Source organism: Metapseudomonas cellulosilytica (genome assembly GCF_049334135.1).
Lineage (GTDB): Bacteria > Pseudomonadota > Gammaproteobacteria > Pseudomonadales > Pseudomonadaceae > Metapseudomonas.
Map to the genome: position 1 here is coordinate 60072 of NZ_JBHZGN010000023.1, position 23320 is coordinate 83391.

Genomic DNA, 23320 nt, shown 5'->3' on the forward strand with positions numbered 1-23320 from the left:
GTCTGTGGTCGCGGGCCGCGGTTGGCCCGCCGGGTTGTTTCGGGTCAGCGACCGAGTTCGCGCACCAGCGAATCGGCGTTGATCTCGCTGATTGATTTTGCGCCGGTCAGCACCATGGCAACGCGCATTTCCTTCTCGATCAGGTCGAGCAGGTTGCTCACGCCCGCGCCACCGGCGGCGGCAAGGGCATAGACGAAGGCGCGGCCGAGCATCACGGTATCGGCGCCGAGGGCGAGCATGCGCACGACGTCGAGGCCGGTGCGGATGCCGGAGTCGGCGAGGATTTTCAGCTCGCCCTTCACCGCGTCGGCAATCGCCGGCAGGGCGCGAACGCTGGAGAGCACGCCGTCGAGCTGGCGGCCACCGTGGTTGGAGACGACGATACCGTCGGCGCCGAACTTGACCGCGTCCTTGGCGTCTTCCGGGTCGAGGATGCCCTTGATCACCATGGGGCCTTCCCAGAAGTCGCGGATCCACTCCAGGTCCTTCCAGGAAATCGACGGGTCGAAGTTGGCGCCCAGCCAGCCGATGTAGTCAGCGAGGCCAGTGGGGTTGCCGCGGTAGGTGGAGATGTTGCCCAGGTCATGGGGTTTGCCCAAGAGGCCCACGTCCCAGGCCCAGGCGGGGTGGGTCATGGCCTGCAGCACGCGGCGCAGCGGCGCGTTGGGGCCGCTCATGCCGGAGTGGGCATCGCGGTAGCGGGCGCCAGGCACCGGCATGTCGACGGTGAACACCAGGGTGGTCACGCCGGCGGCCTTGGCCCGTTCCAGGGCGTTCTTCATGAAGCCGCGGTCCTTCAGCACATAGAGCTGGAACCACATGGGGCGATTGATGGCCGGCGCGACCTCCTCGATCGGGCAGACCGAAACGGTGGAGAGGGTGAAGGGGATGCCCTTGGCCGCTGCCGCCTGGGCCGCCTGCACTTCGCCACGGCGAGCGTACATGCCGGTCAGGCCGACCGGGGCGAGCGCCACCGGCATCGACAGGGTTTCACCGAACAGCTGGGTCTCAAGGCTCAGCTCGGACATGTTCCGCAGGACGCGCTGACGCAGGGCGATGCTGGCCAGGTCCTCGACGTTGCGGCGCAGCGTGTACTCGGCATAGGCGCCGCCATCGATGTAGTGGAACAGGAAGGGCGGGAGCTTGCGCTGCGCGGCGGCACGGTAGTCGGTAGAGGCGGAGATGATCATGAATTCGATCCGATTCAGGGCTTCAGGGCAGTGAAAAGGAACCGGGCTGCGTCTGTACGCGGCCCGGACGCGCCATTAGTGAACCAGCATGCCGGTGAACACGTAGGCCTGGGCCAGGGTGATCAGGCCGACAATGGCGGCGAAGAGCAGGCTGTGCTTCAGGGTGAAGCGGAACAGGTCGGATTCCTTGCCGACCATGCCGGTGGCAGCGCAGGCCACGGCGATGGACTGGGGCGAAATCATCTTGCCGGTTACGCCGCCGCTGGTGTTGGCCGCGACCAGCAGGGTGTCGTTGACGCCGATCTGGTGCGCGGTGGTCGATTGCAGCGAACCGAACAGGGCGTTGGAGGAGGTGTCCGACCCGGTCAGGAATACGCCCAGCCAGCCGAGGAACGGCGAGAAGAACGGGAAGGCCGCGCCAGTTCCGGCCAATACCAGGGCCAGGGTGGTCGACATGCCGGAGAAGTTGGTGACGAAGGCGAAAGCCAGCACCATGCCGATGGACAGGATCGGCCACTTCAGCTCGACGAAGGTCTCCTTCAGAGTGGTCAGACCAATTTTAAAGCGGATCGAAAGAATGGTCATGGAAACCAGCGCCGAGAGGAAGATCGCGGTGCCGGTGGCCGATACCGGGTCGAACTTGTAGACGGCGGGAATGGCCGTTGCGGTGGCGACGATGGGCGCGCCCTTCATCACCAACTGGTCCAGGTGCGGGATGGCGAACAGGAAGACGAACTGCTCCAGCGCGCCGCCCGGGGCGAACATGGCCTTGAAGGGTTTGAGGGTCCAGATGGTCACCAGCACGGTGAGGACCAGGAAGGGCGACCAGGCCTTGAGGATCTCGCCGAAGCTGTAGGGCGAGGGCGTGGTGCTGCGCGGGCCGCCGAAGCCACCCATGACCGCTGCGCCGCCGGATGCGCCGACCACCTGTGCGTTTTCGGCGCGCTTGGGCTGCCAGACCTTGAGGAACAGGGTCAGGGACACCAGGCTCACCAGGGCGGAGGTGATGTCGGGCAGTTCCGGGCCGATGAAGTTGGAGGTGAAGTACTGGGTGACGGCGAAGCTGGCACCTGCTACCAGGGCCGCCGGCCAGGTTTCCTTGATGCCGCGCCAGCCATCCATCATGGCCACCAGCCAGAAGGGCACGATGATCGACAGCAGCGGCAGCTGGCGGCCGGTCATGGCGCCGATCTTGACGGCGTCGATGCCGGTCACCTGGCCGGCCACGATGATCGGGATGCCCAGGGCGCCGAATGCCACCGGCGCGGTGTTGGCGATCAGGCACAGGCCGGCCGCGTAGAGCGGGTTGAAGCCCAGGCCCACGAGCAGGGCGGCGGTGATCGCTACCGGAGCACCGAAGCCCGCCGCACCTTCCAGGAAGGCGCCGAAGGAGAAGCCGATCAGCAGTACCTGCAGGCGCTGGTCGTCGGTGATGGACAGTACCGAGCTGCGGATCACCTCGAACTGGCCGCTCTTGACCGTGAGTTTGTAGAGGAACACCGCGGCGACGATGATCCAGGCGATGGGCCAGAGGCCGTAGGCAAAGCCATAGCCTGCGGCTGCGAAGGCCATGTCGGCGGGCATCTGGAAGGCGAAGATCGCGACCGCCAGGGACAATGCCAGGGTGATGGTGCCGGCGATGTGGCCTTTCAGGCGGAATACTGCCAGGGCCAGGAAGAAGAACACGATGGGGATGAGTGCGGCGAGCGCCGACAGCCCGAGGCTGCCAAGGGGGGTATAGATCTGCTGCCAGGTTTGCATCTTGGGGTGGCTCCCTAATTGTTTTTGGAGTGCCTGTTAGCCGGACCGGGCGAAGGACCGTTGCGCTTGTGGCGCAGCGGCAGGCGTAGACCGAGTCGGCGCTGCTTGTCGGTTAAATTGGTAAGACCAATTTACAAAACCGATGGCTCAGGGTAAAAGCAGGGCTATCCTTGTGTCAATTTGCCGCGTTGCGACTTTGGTCGAGCGGCGGCGGGATGGTGTGCTTCTTGTGTGTGGCCGGCGCGGTGGTTAGGCTGCCGCGTCACGCGCCGCAGGCGCCGTTCCAGAAGGCCGCCGGGTGTGGCGTGAGAGGGTGGGTAGAGCAATGGGATTCGGTCAGGTACGTCAGCGCCGTCTGTCGGACGATATCGTCAGTCAGTTGGAGGCGATGATCCTCGAAGGCACCTTGAAGGCGGGTGAGCGGCTGCCGGCCGAGCGCGCGCTGGCCGAGCAGTTCGGCGTGTCGCGGCCATCGCTGCGTGAAGCGATCCAGAAGCTGGTGGCCAAGGGGCTGCTGGTCAGCCGCCAGGGCGGTGGCAACTATGTCGCCGCCGAACTGGGCGCCACCTTCAGCGATCCGTTATTGCAGTTGCTCGAAAGCAATCCCGAGGCCCAGCGTGACCTGCTGGAGTTCCGTCACACCCTGGAAGGCTCCTGCGCCTATTACGCCGCGCAGCGGGCGACTCCGGTGGACCACGAACGACTCACCGAGGCATTCGAGGTCCTGCAGGCCTGCTATGCGCCGGGCAGCAAAGCGACGCGGGCGGAGGAGGGCGCGGCCGATGCACGCTTCCACCTGGCTATTGCAGAGGCAAGCCACAATGCGGTGCTGCTGCACACCATTCGTGGGCTGTTCGACCTGCTCAAGCACAACGTGGTGACCAATATCGGCGGCATGTACCTGCAGCGGGGTGAGACCCGCGAGATGCTGACCAGGCAGCACCGCGCGCTCTACGAGGCGATCATCGAGCGGCGTGCCGAGGAGGCGCGGGAGATTTCCCATCAGCACATCCAGTACGTGCAGGAGGTCCTCGAAGAGTCCCAGCTGGAAGCCCAGCGCTTGGCGCGGGCGCAACGGCGGCAGGGCATCTGAGACAAACAAAAACGCCGGGCGATGCCCGGCGTTCTTCTGGGTGGGGCTTACTCCTTGCCCTTGGTGCGCATGGCCCGCGCGATCTCGCGGTCGGAATCGCGCTCCTTCTCCGTGGCGCGCTTGTCGAATTCCTTCTTGCCCTTGGCCAGCGCAATCTCGCACTTGATCAGGTGCTTCTTCCAGTAGAGCGACAGCGCCACGCAGGCGTAGCCCTTCTGCTGCACCGCGCCGAACAGCTTGCCCAGCTCGCGCTTGTGCAGCAGCAGCTTGCGGGTGCGAACCGGATCGGCGATCACGTGAGTGCTGGCGGTCTTCAGCGGGGTAATGTGGCTGCCCAGCAGCCAGGCTTCGCCGTCCTTGAGCAGCACGTAGCTGTCGACCAGCTGTGCCTTGCCGGCGCGCAGACTCTTCACTTCCCAGCCTGCCAGGGCGAGGCCGGCCTCGAACTTCTGTTCGATGGAATAGTCGTGCAGCGCCTTCTTGTTGAGGGCGATGGAGCCTTCGGGATGTTTCTTTTGCTTAGCCATAGGCGGCGCATTATAGGGAGTCGCAGACGGCGCGGCTACGGCGGCGTAGGCTTGAGCGATGCTTGCGAATCCTCGACAATGCGGCACTTTTTTGACCAGTCCGGCCCGCGTGACGCGGCCCGGAACCCGTTCGAGGCCATGATGACCACCCATATCCAGCGCTCCGCCCTGCTGCCATTCCCTGCGCAGGCGCTCTACGACCTGGTCAACGACGTGGCGCGTTATCCGGAATTCCTGCCCTGGTGCTCGGCGGCCACCGTGATGGAAGAGAGCGAGAGCCACATGCTCGCCAGCCTCGAAGTGGCCAAGGGCAGCGTCAGCCAGCGCTTCGTCACCCGCAACAAGCTGGAGCATGGCAAGACCATCGAGATGAATCTGGTGGAAGGTCCATTCACCCAGCTGCATGGCGTCTGGCACTTCAAGGCCCTGGGCGAGAAGGCCTGCAAGATCAGCCTGGATCTGCGCTTCGACTACGCCGGCCCGATCATCAAGGCCACGCTTGGGCCGCTGTTCAATCAGGCCGCCAATACCTTGGTGGATGCCTTCTGCCAGCGGGCGAAACAGCTCTATGGCTGAGGACGTGATCCAGGTCGAGGTGGTCTATGCCCTGGCCGACCGCCAGGAACTGCTGCGCCTTGCCTTCCCCAGGGGTACCAATGCCCGTGACGCGGCACTGCGTTCGGGAATGGACGTACGCTTCCCCGGAGTGGACCTTGCCACTTGCCCGCTGGGCATATTCGGCAAGGCGCTGCCCAGGCCTGAAGAGCGGGTGCTGGAAGAGGGGGATAGGCTGGAGATCTACCGGCCGTTGATTGCCGATCCCAAGGAAGTTCGCAAGCAGCGTGCGGCCAAGGCCGCCCAGGCCCGCGCCGGCGAGCGGGATGCTTGAATCCCGCCCATGAAAAAGCCCGGGACCAGCCCGGGCTTTTTTGTTGCCGCGTGTTATTGCGGCGAAGTTTCAAGCGGTTCCGGAATCGGTACCGGTACCGGTTCCGCGGTGTCCACTTCCTTCTGGATCTTCTCCAGCAGCGAGCCCGGTGCCGCCGGCTCTTCCGGCTTGGGCTGCTCTTTCGGTTGCTCGGGCTTGACCTCGGTGGTGGTGCTTTCGCCGCCGAGGATGGCCTCGTCACGGCTTACGCCGGGCATGAAGTCGCCGGCCAGGCCGATGAGTTGATCGTTGTTGTCGAACACCACGCTGACACGTTCCTGGAGGCGTTGTCCGCCGCCCGGCTGGATGCTGTAGAGGTAGTCCCAACGGTTGGCGTGGAAGGTGTCGGTGATCAGCGGATTGCCCATGATAAACCGCACTTGACGCCGGGTCATTCCGGGCTTCAACTGGTCTATCATGTCCTGCGTTACGACGTTGCCCTGCTGTATGTCGATCTTGTAGACCCCGGGAAACGAGCAACCGGCGAGTGCGAGCAGGCCTGCTAGGGTGAGGCTGTTCAGCAGGAGCTTGGTGTTTTGCATCGGTGGGAGACTTCCACTATCTTGGCTGGGCATTAAAAGCCCGATCATACCTGCATTAAGGGAAGCTGCGAAAGCCGCATTCCTCGAGAAAGCTGACCATGGTTGAAAACAACGAACTGCGTAAAGCCGGCCTGAAGGTGACCTTGCCTCGGGTCAAGATCCTCCAGATGCTCGACTCCACCGAGCAGCGCCACATGAGCGCAGAGGACGTTTACAAGGCCCTGATGGAAGCCGGCGAAGACGTCGGTCTGGCCACCGTCTACCGGGTCCTGACCCAGTTCGAGGCGGCGGGCCTGGTGGTGCGCCACAACTTCGATGGCGGCCATGCCGTGTTCGAGCTGGCCGATAGCGGTCACCACGACCATATGGTGTGTGTGGATACCGGTGAAGTGATCGAGTTCTTCGATCCCGAAATCGAGAAGCGCCAGAAGGAGATCGTCAAGGAGCGTGGCTTCGACCTGGTCGACCACAACCTGGTGCTCTACGTGCGCAAGCGGAAGTAAGTGCGACTCCTGTGAAAAAGGCGACCTCCGGGTCGCCTTTCTCGTTTTGGGCAGGATCAGCCCTGGGCGCTGGTCACCATCTTGCGGGCGTGCGCCAGGGACTCCTCGGTAAGGTCGACGCCGCCCAGCATCCGCGCGATCTCCTCGATGCGCGGTGCCTCCCGCAGCTTGGCAACTGCCGTGCGGGTTTCTTCGGTGCCGCGTTCCTTGTGCACGAACAGGTGGTGATGACCCTGTGCGGCGACTTGCGGCAGGTGGGTGACGGTAAGCACCTGGCCACGCTCGCCGAGGCGGCGCAGCAACTGGCCCACCACCTCGGCGGTGGGGCCGCCGATGCCTACGTCCACTTCGTCGAAGACCAGGGTGGGGACGCGTGAGGTCTGCGCGGTGATGACCTGGATGGCCAGGCTGATGCGTGACAGTTCGCCGCCCGAGGCGACCTTGGCGAGGGCCTTGAGGGGCTGGCCGGGGTTGGCACTGACAAGGAATTCCACCTGTTCCAGGCCGTACTGCTGCGGTTCCTGCGCCTGGCTGGTCTGCAGTTGAATGCTGAAGCGCCCGCCGGGCATGCCCAGGCGTTGCATTTCTACCTGTACCGAGCCGGCCAGTCGGTCGGCGGCCTCGCTGCGCAGCCTGCTCAGCTCCGCGGCTTTTTCATGGTAATGGCGCTCATAGGCGGCCAGCTCCTCGGCCAGGCGCTCGGCGGCCTCGTCGTCGGCATTCAGCGCCTCCAGTTCGTCCAGCAGCTTCTGTTGCAGCTCGGCCAGGTCGCTCGGCTGGACCCGGTGTTTGCGCGCCAGGGTATAGATGGTGTCGAGGCGCTCTTCCAGTGCCTGCTGGCGCTCCGGGTCGGCGTCGAAGTGGTCGAGGAAGCGGTTCAGCTCGCCCACGGCTTCTTCCACCTGGATCTGCGCGCTGGACAGCAGATTGACCGCTTCGGCCAGGGTGCCGGGCTGGGTGTGGAAGGCGGTAATGCGGTTGAGGCTGGCGGTCAGGGCGCTGAGTACGTTGCCGGCATCGCTTTCACTGCACATGTCGATGACCTGGCGGCAGGCGGCCAGCAGGCTTTCCGCATTGGTCAGGTTCTTGTGTTCCAGCTCCAGTCGTTCCAGTTCGTTCTCGCCCAGGGCGAGGTTTTCGAGTTCGTCCAGCTGGTAGCTCAGCAGCTGATGGCGGGCACGCTGCTCGTCGCCTGCGCGGGATAGGCGCTCCAGTTCCTGGCGGGTCTGCCGCCAGCGCTGGGCGGCCAGTTGCACCTGTCGGGCGAGTTCGCTGGCGCCGGCGAACTCATCAAGCAGGCGTCGATGGGTGTCGGCCTTGAGCAGTGACTGATGCTCGTGCTGGCTGTGGATATCGATCAGCAGTTCACCCAGGGTCTTGAGGTCACTCTGGGGGCAGGGGCTGCCATTTATATAGGCGCGGGTACGGCCCTCGGCGGTGATGACGCGGCGCAGGATGCAGGGACCGTCGTTGTCCAGGTCGCGCTCGGCCAGCCAGGCGCGGGCTTCGGGAATGTCCGCCACGTCGAAGCTGGCGAGGATGTCCGCCTTGTCGGCGCCGGGGCGCACCGCGCCGCTGTCGGCACGGTCGCCCAGGGTCAGGCCGAGGGCGTCGAGCATGATCGACTTGCCGGCCCCGGTTTCGCCGGTGATCACGGACATACCGGCTTCGAGTTCCAGGTCCAGGTGTTCGACGATGGCGTAGTTGTGGATCGACAGGTGTACCAGCATGGTGCGACTCCCGCGCTGAGTTGGCTGTGTATTTATACAGTGTTTGTTTTCTGGCTGACAATCGCCCCTCCCCCTTGAAGCGACAAAATGGCGACCCCATATAGGCGGACATATCAGCGGGTCTTTCCCGCAGCTGTCTTTTATGAGGAGGAAGGCATGGCCGACGAACAGACCCTGGATACCCAGACCCCCGAAGCGAATTCCGCTGCTGAAACCGCGTCCGGCGAAGACCTCGCCACTCGCGTGCAGGTGCTGGAAGAGCAACTGGCCGCGGCCCAGGATCAGTCGCTGCGTGTTGCCGCTGAGCTGCAGAATGTGCGCCGTCGTGCCGAGCAGGATGTGGAGAAGGCGCACAAGTTCGCCCTGGAGAAATTCGCCAACGACCTGCTGCCGATCGTCGACAGCCTGGAGCGTGGCCTGGAATTGACCAGCGCCGACGATGAATCGATCAAGCCGGTGCGTGAAGGCATGGAACTGACCCTCAAGTTGTTCCACGACACCCTCAAGCGCTACCAGCTGGAAGCCGTGGACCCGCACGGTGCGCCCTTCAATCCGGAGCACCACCAGGCCATGGCCATGCAGGAAAGCGCCCATGTCGAGCCGGGCAGCGTGCTCAAGGTGTTCCAGAAGGGCTACCTGCTCCACGGTCGCCTGCTGCGCCCCGCCATGGTGGTGGTCAGCAAGGCGCCGAGCGAAACGCCGCCGTCGATTGACGAGAAGGCTTGAAATTCGCCCTCGGGCCCCCATCTGTTAGTTCAAGCGTTTATGTGCTGCCGCGGCTCGTGAAGCAGGGCCGCGGAGAATCCAAAGTTTCGGGAGAGAGAATATGGGCAAAATCATTGGTATCGACCTGGGGACCACCAACTCCTGCGTGGCCATCCTGGAGAACGGCAACGTCAAGGTGATCGAGAACGCCGAAGGCGCTCGTACCACGCCGTCCATCATCGCTTACACCAACGATGGCGAGACCCTGGTGGGCCAGTCCGCCAAGCGTCAGGCGGTGACCAACCCGCAGAACACCCTGTACGCCGTGAAGCGCCTGATCGGTCGCCGCTTCGAAGAAGACGTCGTGCAGAAAGACATCAAGATGGTTCCCTACAAGATCGCCAAGGCTGACAACGGTGACGCCTGGGTGGAAGTGAAGGGCCAGAAGATGGCGCCGCCGCAGATTTCCGCGGAAGTGCTGAAGAAGATGAAGAAGACCGCCGAAGACTACCTCGGCGAGCCGGTGACCGAAGCGGTGATCACCGTTCCGGCCTACTTCAACGACAGCCAGCGCCAGGCTACCAAGGACGCCGGCCGCATCGCCGGCCTGGACGTCAAGCGCATCATCAACGAGCCGACCGCGGCTGCCCTGGCCTATGGCATGGACAAGGCCAAGGGCGACCACACCGTGATCGTCTATGACCTGGGTGGCGGTACCTTCGACGTGTCGGTGATCGAGATCGCCGAAGTCGACGGCGAGCACCAGTTCGAAGTGCTGGCCACCAACGGTGACACCTTCCTGGGTGGTGAGGACTTCGACCTGCGCCTGATCGACTACCTCGTCGACGAATTCAAGAAGGAATCCGGCATGGACCTCAAGGGCGACCCCCTGGCCATGCAGCGCCTGAAGGAAGCCGCCGAGAAGGCCAAGATCGAGCTGTCCTCCAGCCAGCAGACCGACGTCAACCTGCCGTACATCACCGCAGACCAGACCGGTCCGAAGCACCTGAACGTGAAGATTTCCCGCGCCAAGCTGGAAGCCCTGGTGGAAGATCTGGTCGCTCGCACCATCGAGCCGTGCCGCATCGCCCTGAAGGACGCCGGCCTGGACGTGTCCGACATCCAGGAAGTGATCCTGGTCGGCGGCCAGACCCGCATGCCGCTGGTGCAGAAGCAGGTGGCCGACTTCTTCGGCAAGGAGCCGCGCAAGGACGTGAACCCGGACGAAGCCGTCGCCATCGGTGCCGCCATCCAGGGCGCCGTACTGGCCGGTGACGTGAAGGACGTGCTGCTGCTCGACGTCTCCCCGCTGACCCTGGGTATCGAGACCCTGGGTGGCGTGATGACTGCGCTGATCGAGAAGAACACCACCATTCCGACCAAGAAGTCCCAGGTGTTCTCCACCGCTGACGACAACCAGTCCGCCGTGACCATTCACGTGCTGCAGGGTGAGCGCAAGCAGGCCGCGCAGAACAAGTCCCTGGGCAAGTTCGACCTGGCCGAGATCCCGCCGGCTCCGCGTGGCGTGCCGCAGATCGAAGTGACCTTCGACATCGACGCCAACGGCATCCTGCACGTTGGTGCGAAGGACAAGGCCACCGGCAAGCAGCAGTCCATCGTGATCAAGGCCAACTCCGGCCTGTCCGAGGAAGAGATCCAGCAGATGGTGCGCGACGCCGAGGCCAACGCCGAGGAAGACCGCAAGTTCGAGGAGCTGGCCGCTGCCCGCAACCAGGGTGATGCGCTGGTTCACGCCACTCGCAAGATGATCACCGAGGCTGGCGACAAGGCCACCGCCGAGGAGAAGGCTGCCATCGAGAAGGCGCTGGGCGAGCTGGAAGTCGCTGTGAAGGGTGACGACAAGGCCGAGATCGAGGCCAAGATGAACGCCCTGTCCCAGGCTTCCACCCCGCTGGCGCAGAAGATGTACGCCGACCAGGCTCAGGCCGGTGAGCAGCCGCAGGGCGCCACCGCGGACAAGGCTTCCGACGATGCCGTCGATGCCGAGTTCGAAGAGGTCAAGGAAAACAAGTAAGTGTCACGCTTGCTTCCGCTCCAGCGTGCGAGGTCGAGCGCCTCGCACGCCTGAACCGCCGCGCGGGAGCTTGCTCCCGCGTTGGCGTGTCTGGGGTGGGTGAATTCGAGAGTGCAGGAAATCATGTCAAAACGTGACTTTTACGAAATCCTTGGTGTCGAGCGCGGCGCCAGCGAGGCTGAGCTGAAGAAAGCCTATCGCCGTCTGGCGATGAAGCACCATCCGGATCGCAATCCGGGGGACAAGGCGTCCGAAGAGAAATTCAAGGAGGCCAACGAGGCCTACGAAGTGCTGTCCGACGCCAGCAAGCGCGCCGCCTACGACCAGTACGGCCATGCCGGGGTCGACCCGCAGATGGGTGGCGGTGCCGGTGCCGGCTTTGGCGGCGCCAGCTTCTCCGACATCTTCGGCGACGTGTTCAGCGACTTCTTCGGTGGTCAGCGTGGCGGCCAGCGCGGTGGTCCGCAGCGCGGCAGCGACCTGCGCTACACCCTGGAACTGGACCTGGAAGAAGCGGTGCGTGGTACGACGGTCACCATCCGCGTTCCGACTCTGGTCAACTGCAAGACCTGCGACGGCTCGGGTGCGAAGAAAGGGACCAGCCCGGTCACTTGTACCACCTGCGGCGGTATCGGCCAGGTGCGTATGCAGCAGGGCTTCTTCTCGGTGCAGCAGACCTGCCCGCGTTGCCACGGCAGCGGCAAGATGATCAGTGACCCCTGTGGCAGCTGCCATGGCCAGGGGCGCGTGGAAGAGCAAAAGACCCTGTCGGTGAAGGTGCCGGCCGGTGTCGATACCGGCGACCGCATCCGCCTGTCCGGCGAGGGCGAGGCCGGCGTTCTGGGTGGCCCGCCCGGCGACCTCTATGTAGTGGTCAACGTGCGCGAGCACCCGATCTTCCAGCGCGATGGCAAGCACCTCTACTGCGAAGTGCCGATCAGCTTCGCCGATGCGGCGCTCGGCGGCGAACTGGAAGTGCCGACGCTGGACGGCCGGGTCAAGTTGAAGATTCCGGAGGCGACCCAGACCGGCAAACTGTTCCGTCTGCGCGGCAAGGGCGTGGCTCCGGTGCGGGGCGGCGGCGCGGGAGACCTGATGTGCCGGGTGGTGGTGGAAACGCCAGTCAACCTGGACAAGCGCCAGCGCGAACTGCTCGACGAGTTCCGCAAGACGCTGCAGAGCGACGGTTCCCATTCTCCCAAGGCCAGCACCTGGTTCGAGGGCATGAAGCGCTTCTTCGGCGATCTCTAATCGGTAAGCTGGAAGCTGGAAGCTGGAGGCCTGAGGCGCTCCGGCTTGCTCTTCCGGCTTCGGGCTTCCAGCTTGGAGCTTTAATTTATGCGACGTATTGCTGTGATGGGCGCCGCCGGGCGCATGGGTAAGAACCTGATCGAGGCGGTGCAGCAGGCGCCGGGCGCCGGTCTGACCGCTGCCATCGATCGTCCGGATAGCACCCTGGTCGGCGCCGATGCCGGTGAGCTGGCGGCCCTGGGTCGCATCGGCGTGCCGCTGTCCGGTGATCTGGCCAAGGTGGTCGACGAGTTCGATGTGCTGATCGACTTCACTCATCCCTCGGTGACCCTGAAAAACCTGGAAGTCTGCCGTCAGGCCGGCAAGGCGATGGTGGTCGGTACCACCGGTTTCTCCGCCGAAGAGAAGGTGCTGCTGGCGAATGCGGCCAGGGAAATTCCGATCGTCTTCGCCGCCAACTTCAGCGTCGGAGTGAATCTTTGCCTGAAGCTGTTGGACACCGCGGCGCGCGTGCTGGGTGACGAAGTGGACATCGAGATCATCGAAGCCCATCACCGCCACAAGGTGGACGCGCCGTCCGGGACTGCCCTGCGCATGGGGGAGGTGGTCGCCGACGCCCTGGGGCGCGACCTGTCCAAGGTGGCGGTATACGGCCGGGAAGGCCAGACGGGCGCCCGTGCCCGCGAGACCATCGGCTTCGCCACCGTGCGCGCAGGTGACGTGGTGGGCGATCACACCGTCTTGTTTGCTGCAGAGGGCGAGCGCGTGGAGATCACCCACAAGGCCTCCAGTCGCATGACCTTTGCTCGCGGCGCGGTCCGCGCGGCTCTCTGGCTCGACGGCCAGGAAGCGGGACTCTACGACATGCAGGATGTACTGGGTTTGCGTTGATGTGCAGATCAGGATGTCTTTCGGGTGGACCGAAATGACGCATTCCTGTAAACTGCAGCTTTAGTGTGTCCACTAAAAGTTACGCAGAAATGGCTCAGATAAGAAAGCGGGGTGACGGTATCAACGTCATCCCGCTTTTTTACAACCTGCGTTTGCTTCAGCCTTGATCTACGGGAGGTCTTCTTGACTAAGCCAGCCATACTCGCGCTTGCCGACGGCAGCATTTTTCGCGGCGAAGCCATTGGGGCCGATGGCCATACCATCGGCGAGGTGGTGTTCAACACCGCCATGACCGGCTATCAGGAAATCCTTACCGATCCTTCCTATGCCCAGCAAATCGTTACCCTGACCTATCCGCACATCGGCAACACCGGCACCACGCCGGAAGACGCCGAGGCCAACCGCGTATGGGCCGCCGGCCTGATCATTCGCGACCTGCCGCTGCTGGCCAGCAACTGGCGTAACAAACAGTCGCTGCCGGATTACCTGAAAGAACACGGCACCGTCGCCATCGCCGGTATCGATACCCGCCGCCTGACCCGCATCCTGCGCGAGAAAGGCTCGCAGAATGGCTGCATCCTCGCGGGTGACGACGCCACTGAAGAGAAGGCGCTGGAACTGGCGCGCAGCTTCCCTGGCCTGAAGGGCATGGACCTGGCCAAGGTGGTGTCCTGTGAGGAGCGCTACGAATGGCGTTCCGGCACGTGGAACCTGGAAACCGACAGCCATCCGGAAATCGCCGCAAGCGATCTGCCCCACCATGTGGTGGCCTATGACTTCGGCGTCAAGGTGAACATCCTGCGCATGCTGGTGGCCCGCGGCTGCCGCCTGACCGTGGTACCGGCGCAGACCCCGGCCAGCGAAGTGCTGGCGCTGAACCCGGACGGCATCTTCCTCTCCAACGGCCCTGGCGATCCCGAACCGTGCGACTACGCCATCCAGGCCATCCGCGAATTCCTCGACACCGAGATTCCGGTCTTCGGCATCTGCCTCGGTCACCAGCTGCTGGCCCTGGCCTCCGGCGCCAAGACCGTGAAGATGGGCCATGGTCACCATGGTGCCAACCACCCGGTGCAGGACCTGGATTCCAGCGTGGTGATGATCACCAGCCAGAACCACGGTTTCGCTGTGGACGAGTCGACCCTGCCGAGCAACCTGCGCGCCACCCACAAGTCGCTGTTCGACGGCACCCTGCAGGGCATCGAGCGTACCGACAAGGTCGCCTTCAGCTTCCAGGGCCACCCGGAAGCCAGCCCCGGCCCGCACGACGTGGCGCCGCTGTTCGATCGCTTCATCTCGGCCATGGCCGAGCGTCGCTGAGACCGCTGAAGGGGCTTGCGTAGATGATGCCGACCCTCGGGATCACCGACCTCTGGACCTATGTCCTGGGTACGCTGTTCATCGTCCTGCTGCCGGGGCCGAACTCGCTGTTCGTGCTCGCCACCGCCGCCCAGCGCGGCGTGGGCGCCGGTTACCGGGCGGCCAGCGCGGTGTTCCTCGGCGATGCGATCCTGATGCTGCTGTCGGCGCTGGGGATCGCCTCGTTGCTCAAGGCCGAGCCGATGCTGTTCCTCGGCCTGAAGTACGTCGGCGCTGCCTACCTGTTCTATCTGGGTGTCGGCATGCTCCGGGGTGGCTGGCAGAAGCTGCGCCAGCCGGTCGAGCAGGCTGTCCCGGCGAAGGACCTGGATGTCAACCAGCCGTTCCGCAAGGCGCTGCTGCTGAGCCTGTCCAACCCCAAGGCGATCCTCTTCTTCGTGTCCTTCTTCATCCAGTTCGTCGACCCGGCATACGCCTACCCCGGGCTGTCGTTCCTGGTGCTGGGCACGATCCTCGAAGTCATCAGCGCCATCTACCTGAGTTTCCTGATTTTTTCCGGTGTGCGCCTGGCGGCCTGGTTCCGCCGGCGGCAACGGCTGGCTGCCGGCGCCTCGAGCGGCGTCGGCGCCCTGTTTGTCGGCTTTGGCGTGAAGCTGGCCACCGCAACCCTGTCCTGATTATTGCAACGAGAGTCCCATGCCCAAGCGTACAGACATCAAGAGCATCCTGATCCTCGGTGCCGGCCCCATCGTGATCGGCCAGGCCTGCGAGTTCGACTACTCCGGCGCCCAGGCCTGCAAGGCCCTGAAGGAAGAAGGCTTCCGCGTCATCCTGGTGAACTCCAACCCGGCCACCATCATGACCGACCCGGCCATGGCAGACGCCACCTACATCGAGCCGATCAAGTGGGCCACCGTCGCCAAGATCATCGAGAAGGAGCGCCCTGACGCCCTGCTGCCCACCATGGGTGGCCAGACCGCGCTGAACTGCGCCCTGGACCTGGAGCGCCATGGCGTGCTGGCCAAGTTCGGCGTGGAAATGATCGGCGCCAATGCCGACACCATCGACAAGGCCGAGGACCGCTCGCGCTTCGACAAGGCGATGAAGTCCATCGGCCTGGCGTGCCCGCGCTCCGGCATCGCCCACAGCATGGAAGAATCCTACGGCGTCCTGGAAAAGGTCGGCTTCCCATGCATCATCCGTCCGTCCTTCACCATGGGCGGCACCGGCGGCGGTATCGCCTACAACCGTGAAGAGTTTGAAGAAATCTGTGCACGTGGTCTGGATCTGTCGCCGACCAATGAGCTGCTGATCGACGAATCCCTGATCGGCTGGAAGGAATACGAGATGGAGGTTGTCCGCGACAAGAAGGACAACTGCATCATCGTCTGCTCCATCGAGAACTTCGATCCGATGGGTGTGCACACCGGCGACTCCATCACCGTCGCTCCGGCCCAGACCCTGACCGACAAGGAATACCAGATCATGCGCAACGCCTCCCTGGCGGTGCTGCGTGAGATCGGTGTGGAAACCGGCGGTTCCAACGTGCAGTTCGGCATCTGCCCGAACACCGGCCGCATGGTCGTGATCGAGATGAACCCGCGCGTATCGCGCTCCTCGGCCCTGGCCTCCAAGGCCACCGGCTTCCCCATCGCCAAGATCGCCGCCAAGCTGGCCGTCGGCTACACCCTCGACGAGCTGCAGAACGACATTACCGGCGGCCGTACCCCGGCGTCGTTCGAGCCGGCCATCGACTACGTGGTGACCAAGGTTCCGCGCTTCGCCTTTGAGAAGTTCCCGAAGGCTGACGCCCGCCTGACCACCCAGATGAAGTCCGTGGGCGAGGTCATGGCCATCGGCCGTACCTTCCAGGAGTCCGTGCAGAAAGCCCTGCGCGGCCTGGAAGTGGGCGTTGCCGGCTTTGATCCCAAGCTCGACCTGAGCGACCCGGAAGCCGAAGGCACCCTGCGCCGCGAGCTGACCGTGCCGGGCGCCGAGCGTATCTGGTACGTGGCCGATGCCTTCCGCGCCGGCAAGACCGTCGAGCAGGTATTCGAACTGACCAAGATCGACGAGTGGTTCCTGGTGCAGATCGAGGATCTGGTCAAGGACGAGGAGAAGGTCAAGACCCTCGGCCTGTCCGGCATCGACGCCGACCTGATGCGCAAGCTCAAGCGCAAGGGCTTCTCCGACGCGCGCCTGGCCAAGCTGCTCGGCGTTACCGAGAAGAACCTGCGCAGCCACCGTCACAAGCTGAAGGTGCTGCCGGTCTACAAGCGCGTGGACACCTGCGCTGCCGAATTCGCCACCGACACCGCCTACATGTACTCGACCTACGAGGAAGAGTGCGAGGCCAACCCGTCGACCCGCGACAAGATCATGATCCTCGGCGGCGGCCCCAACCGTATCGGCCAGGGCATCGAGTTCGACTATTGCTGCGTGCATGCCGCGCTGGCCATGCGTGAAGACGGCTACGAGACCATCATGGTCAACTGCAACCCGGAAACCGTCTCCACCGACTACGACACCTCCGACCGCCTCTACTTCGAGCCGGTGACCCTGGAGGACGTGCTGGAAATCGTCCGCGTCGAGCAGCCCAAGGGCGTGATCGTCCAGTACGGCGGCCAGACCCCGCTGAAGCTCTGCCGCGCCCTGGAAGAGGCCGGTGTGCCGATCATCGGCACCAGCCCCGACGCCATCGACCGTGCCGAGGATCGTGAGCGCTTCCAGCAGATGGTGCAGCGCCTGAACCTGCGTCAGCCGGCCAACGCCACCGCGCGCAGTGAAGACGAAGCCCTGGCCCTGTCGAAGAGCATCGGCTACCCGATGGTGGTACGCCCGTCCTACGTGCTGGGCGGTCGCGCGATGGAAATCGTCTACCAGGAAGAAGAGCTCAAGCGCTACATGCGCGAGGCCGTGAAGGTTTCCAACGACAGCCCGGTGCTGCTGGACCGCTTCCTCAACTGCGCCATCGAAGTCGATATCGACGCGGTGTGCGACGGCGAGACCGTGGTGATCGGCGCCATCATGCAGCACATCGAACAGGCCGGGGTGCACTCCGGTGACTCCGCCTGCTCGCTGCCGCCGTACTCGCTGCCGAAGCACATCCAGGACGAGATCCGCGAGCAGGTCAAGAAAATGGCCCTGGAACTGGGCGTCGTCGGCCTGATGAACGTGCAGATGGCCGTGCAGGGCGAGGACATCTACGTGATCGAGGTGAACCCGCGCGCCTCCCGTACCGTGCCCTTCGTCTCCAAGTGCATCGGCGATTCCCTGGCCAAGGTGGCTGCCCGTGTCATGGCTGGCAAGACCCTGTCCGAGATCGGCTTCACCAAGGAAATCATCCCGCCGTTCTTCAGCGTGAAGGAAGCGGTGTTCCCCTTCGCCAAGTTCCCGGGGGTCGACCCCATCCTCGGCCCGGAAATGAAGTCCACCGGTGAGGTGATGGGCGTCGGCGACAGCTTCGGCGAAGCCTTCGCCAAGGCCCAGGTGGGCGCCAGTGAGATCCTGCCGAACTCCGGCACCGTGTTCATCAGTGTGCGCGAGGATGACAAACCGATGGTCACCCAGGTCGCCCGCGACCTGATCGAGCTGGGCTTCGAGGTCGTCGCCACCTCCGGCACCGCCAAGGTGATCGAGGCCGCCGGCCTGCCGGTTCGCCGTGTGAACAAGGTGACGGAAGGCCGTCCCCATGTCGTTGACATGATCAAGAACGATGAGGTTACCCTCATCATCAACACCACCGAGGGGCGTCAGTCCATTGCTGACTCCTACTCGATCCGTCGTAACGCCCTGCAGCACAAGATCTACTGCACCACCACCATCGCGGCTGGTCAGGCAATCTGTGAAGCGCTCAAGTTCGGTCCCGAGAAGACCGTGCGCCGTCTGCAGGATCTCCATGCAGGAATCAAGGCATGACCAAATTTCCGATGACCGTCCAGGGCGCTCGCGCCCTGGAAGACGAACTGAAACACCTGAAAGGCGTAATGCGCCCGCAGATCACCCAGGCCATCGCCGAAGCGCGTGAGCTGGGCGACCTGAAGGAAAACGCCGAATACCATGCCGCCCGCGAACAGCAGGGCATGGTTGAGGCGCGTATCCGGGATATCGAAGGACGCCTGCAGAACGCCCAGGTCATCGATGTCGCGTCGCTGCCCCATACCGGCAAGGTGATCTTTGGTGTGACCGTGGATATCGCCAACGTCGATACCGACGAAACCGTGACCTACCAGATCGTGGGTGACGACGAGGCGGATATCAAACAGGGCAAACTGTCGGTCAGCTCCCCCATTGCCCGCGCCCTGGTGGGCAAGGAAGAAGGGGACGTGGTGACGGTCAAGACTCCGAGCGGTGTCGTCGAGTACGAGATTGTCGAAGTCCGTCACGTCTGAGCGTTCGCCCTTCCGAGCCGGCACCATCGCCTGGCAGCTGGCCCAGACCTTCTGGGTCGGCGGCCTCTGGCTCCTGCATTTCGTCATGCTGCCTGCGCTGGAGCGCATAGGTCTGGCGCCGATGCTGGTGGAGGAGGTGGCCGGCGCGCTGCGGCCGCTGCTGGTGGCTTTTGCCGGTTTCTGTGCGCTGCTCCAGGCCCTGCTGCTGATCCAGCATGCAGGGCTTGTGCGTCTCTGGCGCGATGCGCGCGCGCAGTTGCTGGCCGCGGTGCTGGCCCTGGTGGTGGTATTCCTGCTGGTGCGTTTCCGGATGCCGGAGGCGCTGTTTTGGCTGAACTTCAGCTATTTGTTGCTGGCCTTCTGCGGCCTGCTGCTGGTGATCCAGCCCATGCCGGCGAAGCTGGCGGAGGGCAGGGCGCGCTGAGTGCGCGCCCTTGGCGGGAAGCTTAGAGGCCGCTGAAGCGGCTGATGTTGGACAAGTTGCGGTTCGGCTTGGGGTTGCGGCGATAGACCAGCGCCATCTTGCCGATGACTTGTACCAGCTCGCAGTTGCCAGTTGCGCAGAGTTCATCGATCAGTGCGCGGCGGTCGTCGCGCTCGGTGATGCGGAACTGGACCTTGATCAGTTCGTGATCGTTCAGCGCGCGCTCCAGTTCGGCCAGTACACCTTCGGTCAGGCCGTTTTCGGCGACCGTCAATACCGGTTTCAGATGATGACCGATAGATTTGTATTGCTTCTTGTGCTCCTGTGAGAGCGCCATAATCAGACCCCTGCGAAAAAAGGCTGCTAGTTTACCCGAGTGATTCCGGGGCGCACAGCCGAACACGAGGTATCCCGTGGCCCGTTCCAAGAGTAGCCAGCGTTGGCTGCAAAGACACATCGACGACCCTTACGTCAAAATGGCGCAGAAGGACGGTTACCGTTCCCGCGCCAGCTACAAGCTGCTCGAGATCCAGGAAAAGGACCGCATCCTGCGGCCCGGGATGACGGTGATCGACCTCGGCGCCGCACCGGGCGGCTGGTCCCAGGTCACCAGTCGGGTCATTGGCGACCGCGGCCGGCTGATCGCCTCCGACATCCTGGAAATGGATAGCATTCCGGATGTGACCTTCATCCAGGGCGATTTCACCGAAGATGCGGTCTTCCACCAGATCATCGAAGCGATCGGTGGCCAGCCGGTGGACCTTGTGATTTCCGATATGGCCCCCAATATGAGTGGGGTACGCTCCTCCGACCAGCCGCGCGCCATGTTCCTCTGCGAATTGGCGTTGGACCTGGCCGGGCAGGTGCTGCGTCCGGGGGGGGATTTCCTGATCAAGATCTTCCAGGGCGAAGGCTTCGACGTCTACCACAAGCAGGTACGTGAAAGATTCGACAAGGTGCAGATGCGCAAGCCGCTTTCGTCGCGTGACCGCTCCCGGGAGCAATACCTGCTCGCGCGCGGCTTCCGCGGGGAATAGACTGCAACGGGGACCTGACTCATGGGTCCCATCTGCAGGGCTGGATGCTGCAGGGAGACCGCAGGGTCTCATAAAGGGTTACAGACGGCGCCTGCCAGGGGTAGGGGTTGTGTAGTAAGTTAGGCCGGTTAACCACCAGCCGTCATGCGGGGTGCGCTCCAGGAAGGGGCCCGTTCCAGAGGGTAGCTAATTGAACGACATGGCAAAAAATCTGATCCTGTGGCTGATCATCGCCGCTGTGCTTGTCACGGTGATGAACAATTTCTCCAGCCCGAGCGAACCGCAGACCCTTAACTACTCGGAATTCATCGAGCAGGTTAAAGACGGCAAGGTCGAGCGCGTGACTGTCGATGGCTTCGTCATCACCGGCAAACGCAACGATGGCGAGTCCTTCAAGACCATTCGTCCGGCCATTCAGGACGGCGGCCTGATCGGCGACCTGATTGATAACAACGTGATCATCGAAGGCAAGCAGCCCGAGCAGCAGAGCATCTGGACCCAGTTGCTGGTTGCCAGCTTCCCGATCCTGGTGATCATTGCCGTCTTCATGTTCTTCATGCGCCAGATGCAGGGCGGCGGCGGTGGCCGCGGCGGCCCGATGAGCTTCGGCAAGAGCAAGGCGCGCCTGTTGTCGGAAGACCAGGTGAAGACCACTTTCGCCGACGTCGCCGGTTGCGACGAGGCCAAGGAGGAAGTCAGCGAACTGGTGGAATTCCTCCGCGATCCGGGCAAGTTCCAGCGCCTGGGGGGCCGCATCCCGCGCGGCGTGCTGATGGTCGGCCCACCCGGTACCGGTAAGACCCTGCTGGCCAAGGCCATCGCAGGCGAGGCCAAGGTACCTTTCTTCACCATCTCCGGTTCCGACTTCGTCGAAATGTTCGTCGGCGTGGGCGCGTCCCGGGTCCGCGACATGTTCGACCAGGCCAAGAAGCACGCGCCGTGCATCATCTTCATTGACGAGATTGACGCCGTTGGTCGCCATCGTGGCGCCGGCCTGGGCGGCGGTCACGATGAGCGCGAGCAGACTCTCAACCAGTTGCTGGTGGAGATGGACGGCTTCGAGATGAACGACGGCATCATCGTGATTGCCGCCACCAACCGTCCTGACGTGTTGGACCCGGCCCTGCTTCGTCCCGGCCGCTTCGACCGCCAGGTGGTCGTCGGCCTGCCGGATATCCGCGGCCGCGAGCAGATTCTCAAGGTGCACATGCGCAAGGTGCCCATGGGTGACGACGTCGACCCGGCGGTGATCGCGCGCGGTACCCCGGGCTTCTCCGGTGCCGACCTGGCCAACCTGGTAAACGAGGCTTCGCTCTTCGCCGCGCGCGTCAACAAGCGCCTGGTAGAGATGAAGGAGTTCGAGCTGGCCAAGGACAAGATCATGATGGGCGCCGAGCGCAAATCCATGGTCATGTCCGAGAAAGAGAAGCTCAATACTGCGTTCCACGAGGCGGGCCACGCCATCGTCGGTCGCCTGGTGCCCGAGCATGATCCGGTCTACAAGGTGTCGATCATTCCGCGCGGTCGCGCCTTGGGTGTGACCATGTTCCTCCCCGAGGAGGACCGCTACAGCCTGTCCAAGCGCGCACTGACCAGCCAGATCTGCTCGCTGTTCGGTGGCCGTATCGCCGAAGAGATGACGCTGGGTTTTGATGGTGTCACCACCGGTGCCTCCAACGACATCATGCGTGCCACCCAGATCGCCCGGAACATGGTGACCAAGTGGGGATTGTCCGAGAAACTCGGTCCGCTGATGTACGCCGAGGAGGAGGGCGAGGTGTTCCTGGGTCGCAGTGCGGGTGCCCAACACGCCAACGTCTCCGGTGAAACCGCGAAACTGATTGACCAGGAAGTTCGCCGCATCATCGACGAGTGCTACACCACCGCGAAGAACCTGCTGGTGGAGAACCGCGACAAGCTCGACATGATGGCCGAAGCACTGATGAAGTACGAAACCATCGACTCCGAGCAGATCGATGACATCATGGCCGGTCGCGCTGCTCGCGAACCGAAGGACTGGCAGGGCGGTTCCGGTACTTCCGGCACACCCGCCCCGCGTGAGGAAACGCCGCGTCCTGAAACTCCCATCGGTGGGCCTGCCGGCGAACACTAAGGCCTGTACATGAAGTCAGCGCAGTACCCGACCCGGTTGCCTTGTGGCAACCGGGTTCTTGATTTGGCCCAGCCCCATGTGATGGGCATTCTCAATGTCACCCCGGACTCCTTCTCCGATGGCGGCCGCTTCAGTGGGCGCGATGCCGCCCTGCGCCATGCTGCCGAGATGGTCGCCGCGGGCGCGACGCTGATCGATGTCGGCGGCGAGTCGACGCGGCCCGGTGCGCGTCCGGTCTCGCCCACCGAGGAGCTGGAGCGGGTCGCGCCGGTGGTCGAGGCCATTGCCCGCGAACTGGACGTGGTGATTTCTCTGGATACCTCCACGCCCGCGGTGATGCGCGAAGGCGCGCGCCTCGGCGCCGGGATGATCAACGACGTGCGCGCCCTGCGTCGCGATGGGGCGCTGGACGCGGCGGCCGATACCGGTCTTGCGGTTTGCCTCATGCATATGCTCGGCGAGCCGGGCAACATGCAGCAGGACCCGCGCTACGACGACGTCGTGCGTGAGGTGCGGGATTTCCTCGCTGAGCGCATGCAGGCCTGCCTGGGGGCGGGCGTCAAGGCCGACCGGATCGTCCTGGACCCGGGCTTTGGTTTCGCCAAGAACCTGGCCCACAACCTCAGCCTGTTCAAGCACATGGAGGCGCTGCACGAGCTGGGGCGCCCGCTGCTGGTCGGGGTTTCTCGCAAAAGCATGATAGGTCAGGCGCTCGGACGGGAAGTCCATGAGCGCCTGTACGGCAGTGTCGCCCTGGCCGCCCTCGCGGTGGCCAAGGGTGCCTGCATCCTGCGCGTACACGATGTCGCCGAAACCGCCGACGCCGTACGCATGATCGCCGCAGTACAAGCGGCGGAATAAGACAACACGGAGCATTTC

At 63.9% G+C, this 23320-nt stretch carries 22 protein-coding genes; 16 read left to right on the forward strand and 6 right to left on the reverse strand.

Translation table 11 applies throughout. The features are described from left to right. Window positions 1-44: 44 nt before the first annotated feature. Window positions 45-1190, reverse strand: coding sequence for an FMN-dependent L-lactate dehydrogenase LldD (gene lldD, locus ACFW0H_RS23745; RefSeq protein WP_422916304.1), 1146 nt, complete (start codon window positions 1188-1190; stop codon window positions 45-47). Window positions 1191-1265: 75 nt separating this feature from the next. Beyond that, complete coding sequence (locus ACFW0H_RS23750; RefSeq protein ID WP_422916305.1) at window positions 1266-2951, reverse strand: lactate permease LctP family transporter; 1686 nt, start codon at window positions 2949-2951, stop codon at window positions 1266-1268. Between the two features lie 325 nt (window positions 2952-3276). Here ACFW0H_RS23750 and ACFW0H_RS23755 point away from each other — a divergent pair, with 325 nt between their 5' ends. Next, entirely contained in the window at window positions 3277-4044 is a 768-nt protein-coding gene (locus ACFW0H_RS23755; RefSeq protein WP_422916306.1) for an FCD domain-containing protein, read from the forward strand. A gap of 47 nt (window positions 4045-4091) precedes the next feature. Here the strand turns inward: ACFW0H_RS23755 and smpB are convergent, their stop codons facing one another. After that, on the reverse strand, window positions 4092-4571 hold the full coding sequence (smpB, locus tag ACFW0H_RS23760) for an SsrA-binding protein SmpB (RefSeq protein ID WP_044874050.1): 480 nt from the start codon (window positions 4569-4571) through the stop codon (window positions 4092-4094). A gap of 141 nt (window positions 4572-4712) precedes the next feature. On the opposite strand from smpB, the gene ACFW0H_RS23765 reads away from it, so the two are divergent. Further along, window positions 4713-5147, forward strand: coding sequence for a type II toxin-antitoxin system RatA family toxin (locus ACFW0H_RS23765; protein ID WP_422916307.1), 435 nt, complete (start codon window positions 4713-4715; stop codon window positions 5145-5147). Then, entirely contained in the window at window positions 5140-5460 is a 321-nt protein-coding gene (locus tag ACFW0H_RS23770; protein WP_422916308.1) for an RnfH family protein, read from the forward strand. The genes ACFW0H_RS23765 and ACFW0H_RS23770 overlap by 8 nt, the downstream gene beginning before the upstream one ends. 53 nt (window positions 5461-5513) lie before the next feature. Here ACFW0H_RS23770 and ACFW0H_RS23775 read toward each other — a convergent pair whose 3' ends face one another. Further along, complete coding sequence (locus tag ACFW0H_RS23775) at window positions 5514-6041, reverse strand: outer membrane protein assembly factor BamE (protein ID WP_422916309.1); 528 nt, start codon at window positions 6039-6041, stop codon at window positions 5514-5516. A gap of 98 nt (window positions 6042-6139) precedes the next feature. Here ACFW0H_RS23775 and fur point away from each other — a divergent pair, with 98 nt between their 5' ends. Then, window positions 6140-6544: a ferric iron uptake transcriptional regulator gene (fur, locus tag ACFW0H_RS23780; RefSeq protein WP_422916310.1), complete on the forward strand. Its 405-nt coding sequence runs from the start codon at window positions 6140-6142 to the stop codon at window positions 6542-6544. A 56-nt stretch (window positions 6545-6600) separates the two neighbouring features. Here the strand turns inward: fur and recN are convergent, their stop codons facing one another. After that, the gene (gene recN, locus ACFW0H_RS23785) at window positions 6601-8274 is read right to left on the reverse strand and encodes a DNA repair protein RecN (RefSeq protein ID WP_422916311.1); all 1674 of its coding nucleotides are present in this window, start codon (window positions 8272-8274) and stop codon (window positions 6601-6603) included. A 156-nt stretch (window positions 8275-8430) separates the two neighbouring features. On the opposite strand from recN, the gene grpE reads away from it, so the two are divergent. From grpE to ACFW0H_RS23830, 9 genes are all read left to right on the forward strand, one after another. Next, window positions 8431-9000, forward strand: a complete 570-nt coding sequence (gene grpE / locus ACFW0H_RS23790) for a nucleotide exchange factor GrpE (protein ID WP_422916312.1) — start codon at window positions 8431-8433, stop codon at window positions 8998-9000. Window positions 9001-9100: 100 nt separating this feature from the next. Then, window positions 9101-11014, forward strand: a complete 1914-nt coding sequence (gene dnaK / locus ACFW0H_RS23795; protein ID WP_422916313.1) for a molecular chaperone DnaK — start codon at window positions 9101-9103, stop codon at window positions 11012-11014. Between the two features lie 123 nt (window positions 11015-11137). Further along, window positions 11138-12265, forward strand: coding sequence for a molecular chaperone DnaJ (gene dnaJ / locus ACFW0H_RS23800; RefSeq protein WP_422916314.1), 1128 nt, complete (start codon window positions 11138-11140; stop codon window positions 12263-12265). Between the two features lie 87 nt (window positions 12266-12352). Beyond that, on the forward strand, window positions 12353-13156 hold the full coding sequence (dapB, locus tag ACFW0H_RS23805) for a 4-hydroxy-tetrahydrodipicolinate reductase (RefSeq protein WP_422916315.1): 804 nt from the start codon (window positions 12353-12355) through the stop codon (window positions 13154-13156). A gap of 183 nt (window positions 13157-13339) precedes the next feature. Beyond that, complete coding sequence (gene carA, locus ACFW0H_RS23810) at window positions 13340-14476, forward strand: glutamine-hydrolyzing carbamoyl-phosphate synthase small subunit (protein WP_422916316.1); 1137 nt, start codon at window positions 13340-13342, stop codon at window positions 14474-14476. Between the two features lie 26 nt (window positions 14477-14502). Next, window positions 14503-15153 (forward strand): leucine efflux protein LeuE, encoded by a 651-nt coding sequence (gene leuE / locus ACFW0H_RS23815; RefSeq protein WP_422916342.1) that lies wholly within the window; start codon window positions 14503-14505, stop codon window positions 15151-15153. A gap of 19 nt (window positions 15154-15172) precedes the next feature. Next, entirely contained in the window at window positions 15173-18394 is a 3222-nt protein-coding gene (gene carB, locus ACFW0H_RS23820; protein WP_422916317.1) for a carbamoyl-phosphate synthase large subunit, read from the forward strand. After that, window positions 18391-18867, forward strand: coding sequence for a transcription elongation factor GreA (gene greA, locus ACFW0H_RS23825; RefSeq protein ID WP_422916318.1), 477 nt, complete (start codon window positions 18391-18393; stop codon window positions 18865-18867). Before carB ends, greA begins: the two co-directional genes overlap by 4 nt. Beyond that, window positions 18845-19291, forward strand: a complete 447-nt coding sequence (locus ACFW0H_RS23830; protein ID WP_422916319.1) for a DUF4149 domain-containing protein — start codon at window positions 18845-18847, stop codon at window positions 19289-19291. Before greA ends, ACFW0H_RS23830 begins: the two co-directional genes overlap by 23 nt. A 22-nt stretch (window positions 19292-19313) precedes the next feature. Here ACFW0H_RS23830 and ACFW0H_RS23835 read toward each other — a convergent pair whose 3' ends face one another. Beyond that, window positions 19314-19628, reverse strand: coding sequence for a YhbY family RNA-binding protein (locus ACFW0H_RS23835; RefSeq protein ID WP_422916320.1), 315 nt, complete (start codon window positions 19626-19628; stop codon window positions 19314-19316). Between the two features lie 76 nt (window positions 19629-19704). Between ACFW0H_RS23835 and rlmE the strand changes: the two genes are divergently transcribed. From rlmE to folP, 3 genes are all read left to right on the forward strand, one after another. After that, on the forward strand, window positions 19705-20328 hold the full coding sequence (rlmE, locus tag ACFW0H_RS23840; protein WP_422916321.1) for a 23S rRNA (uridine(2552)-2'-O)-methyltransferase RlmE: 624 nt from the start codon (window positions 19705-19707) through the stop codon (window positions 20326-20328). A 199-nt stretch (window positions 20329-20527) separates the two neighbouring features. Further along, window positions 20528-22441 carry an ATP-dependent zinc metalloprotease FtsH gene (gene ftsH, locus ACFW0H_RS23845; RefSeq protein ID WP_422916322.1) on the forward strand — a complete coding sequence of 638 codons (1914 nt, stop codon included), beginning with the start codon at window positions 20528-20530 and terminating at the stop codon, window positions 22439-22441. Window positions 22442-22450: 9 nt separating this feature from the next. Continuing rightward, a complete protein-coding gene (gene folP, locus ACFW0H_RS23850) occupies window positions 22451-23302 on the forward strand; it encodes a dihydropteroate synthase (RefSeq protein ID WP_422916323.1) in 852 nt (283 codons plus the stop codon). Window positions 23303-23320: the final 18 nt, after the last annotated feature.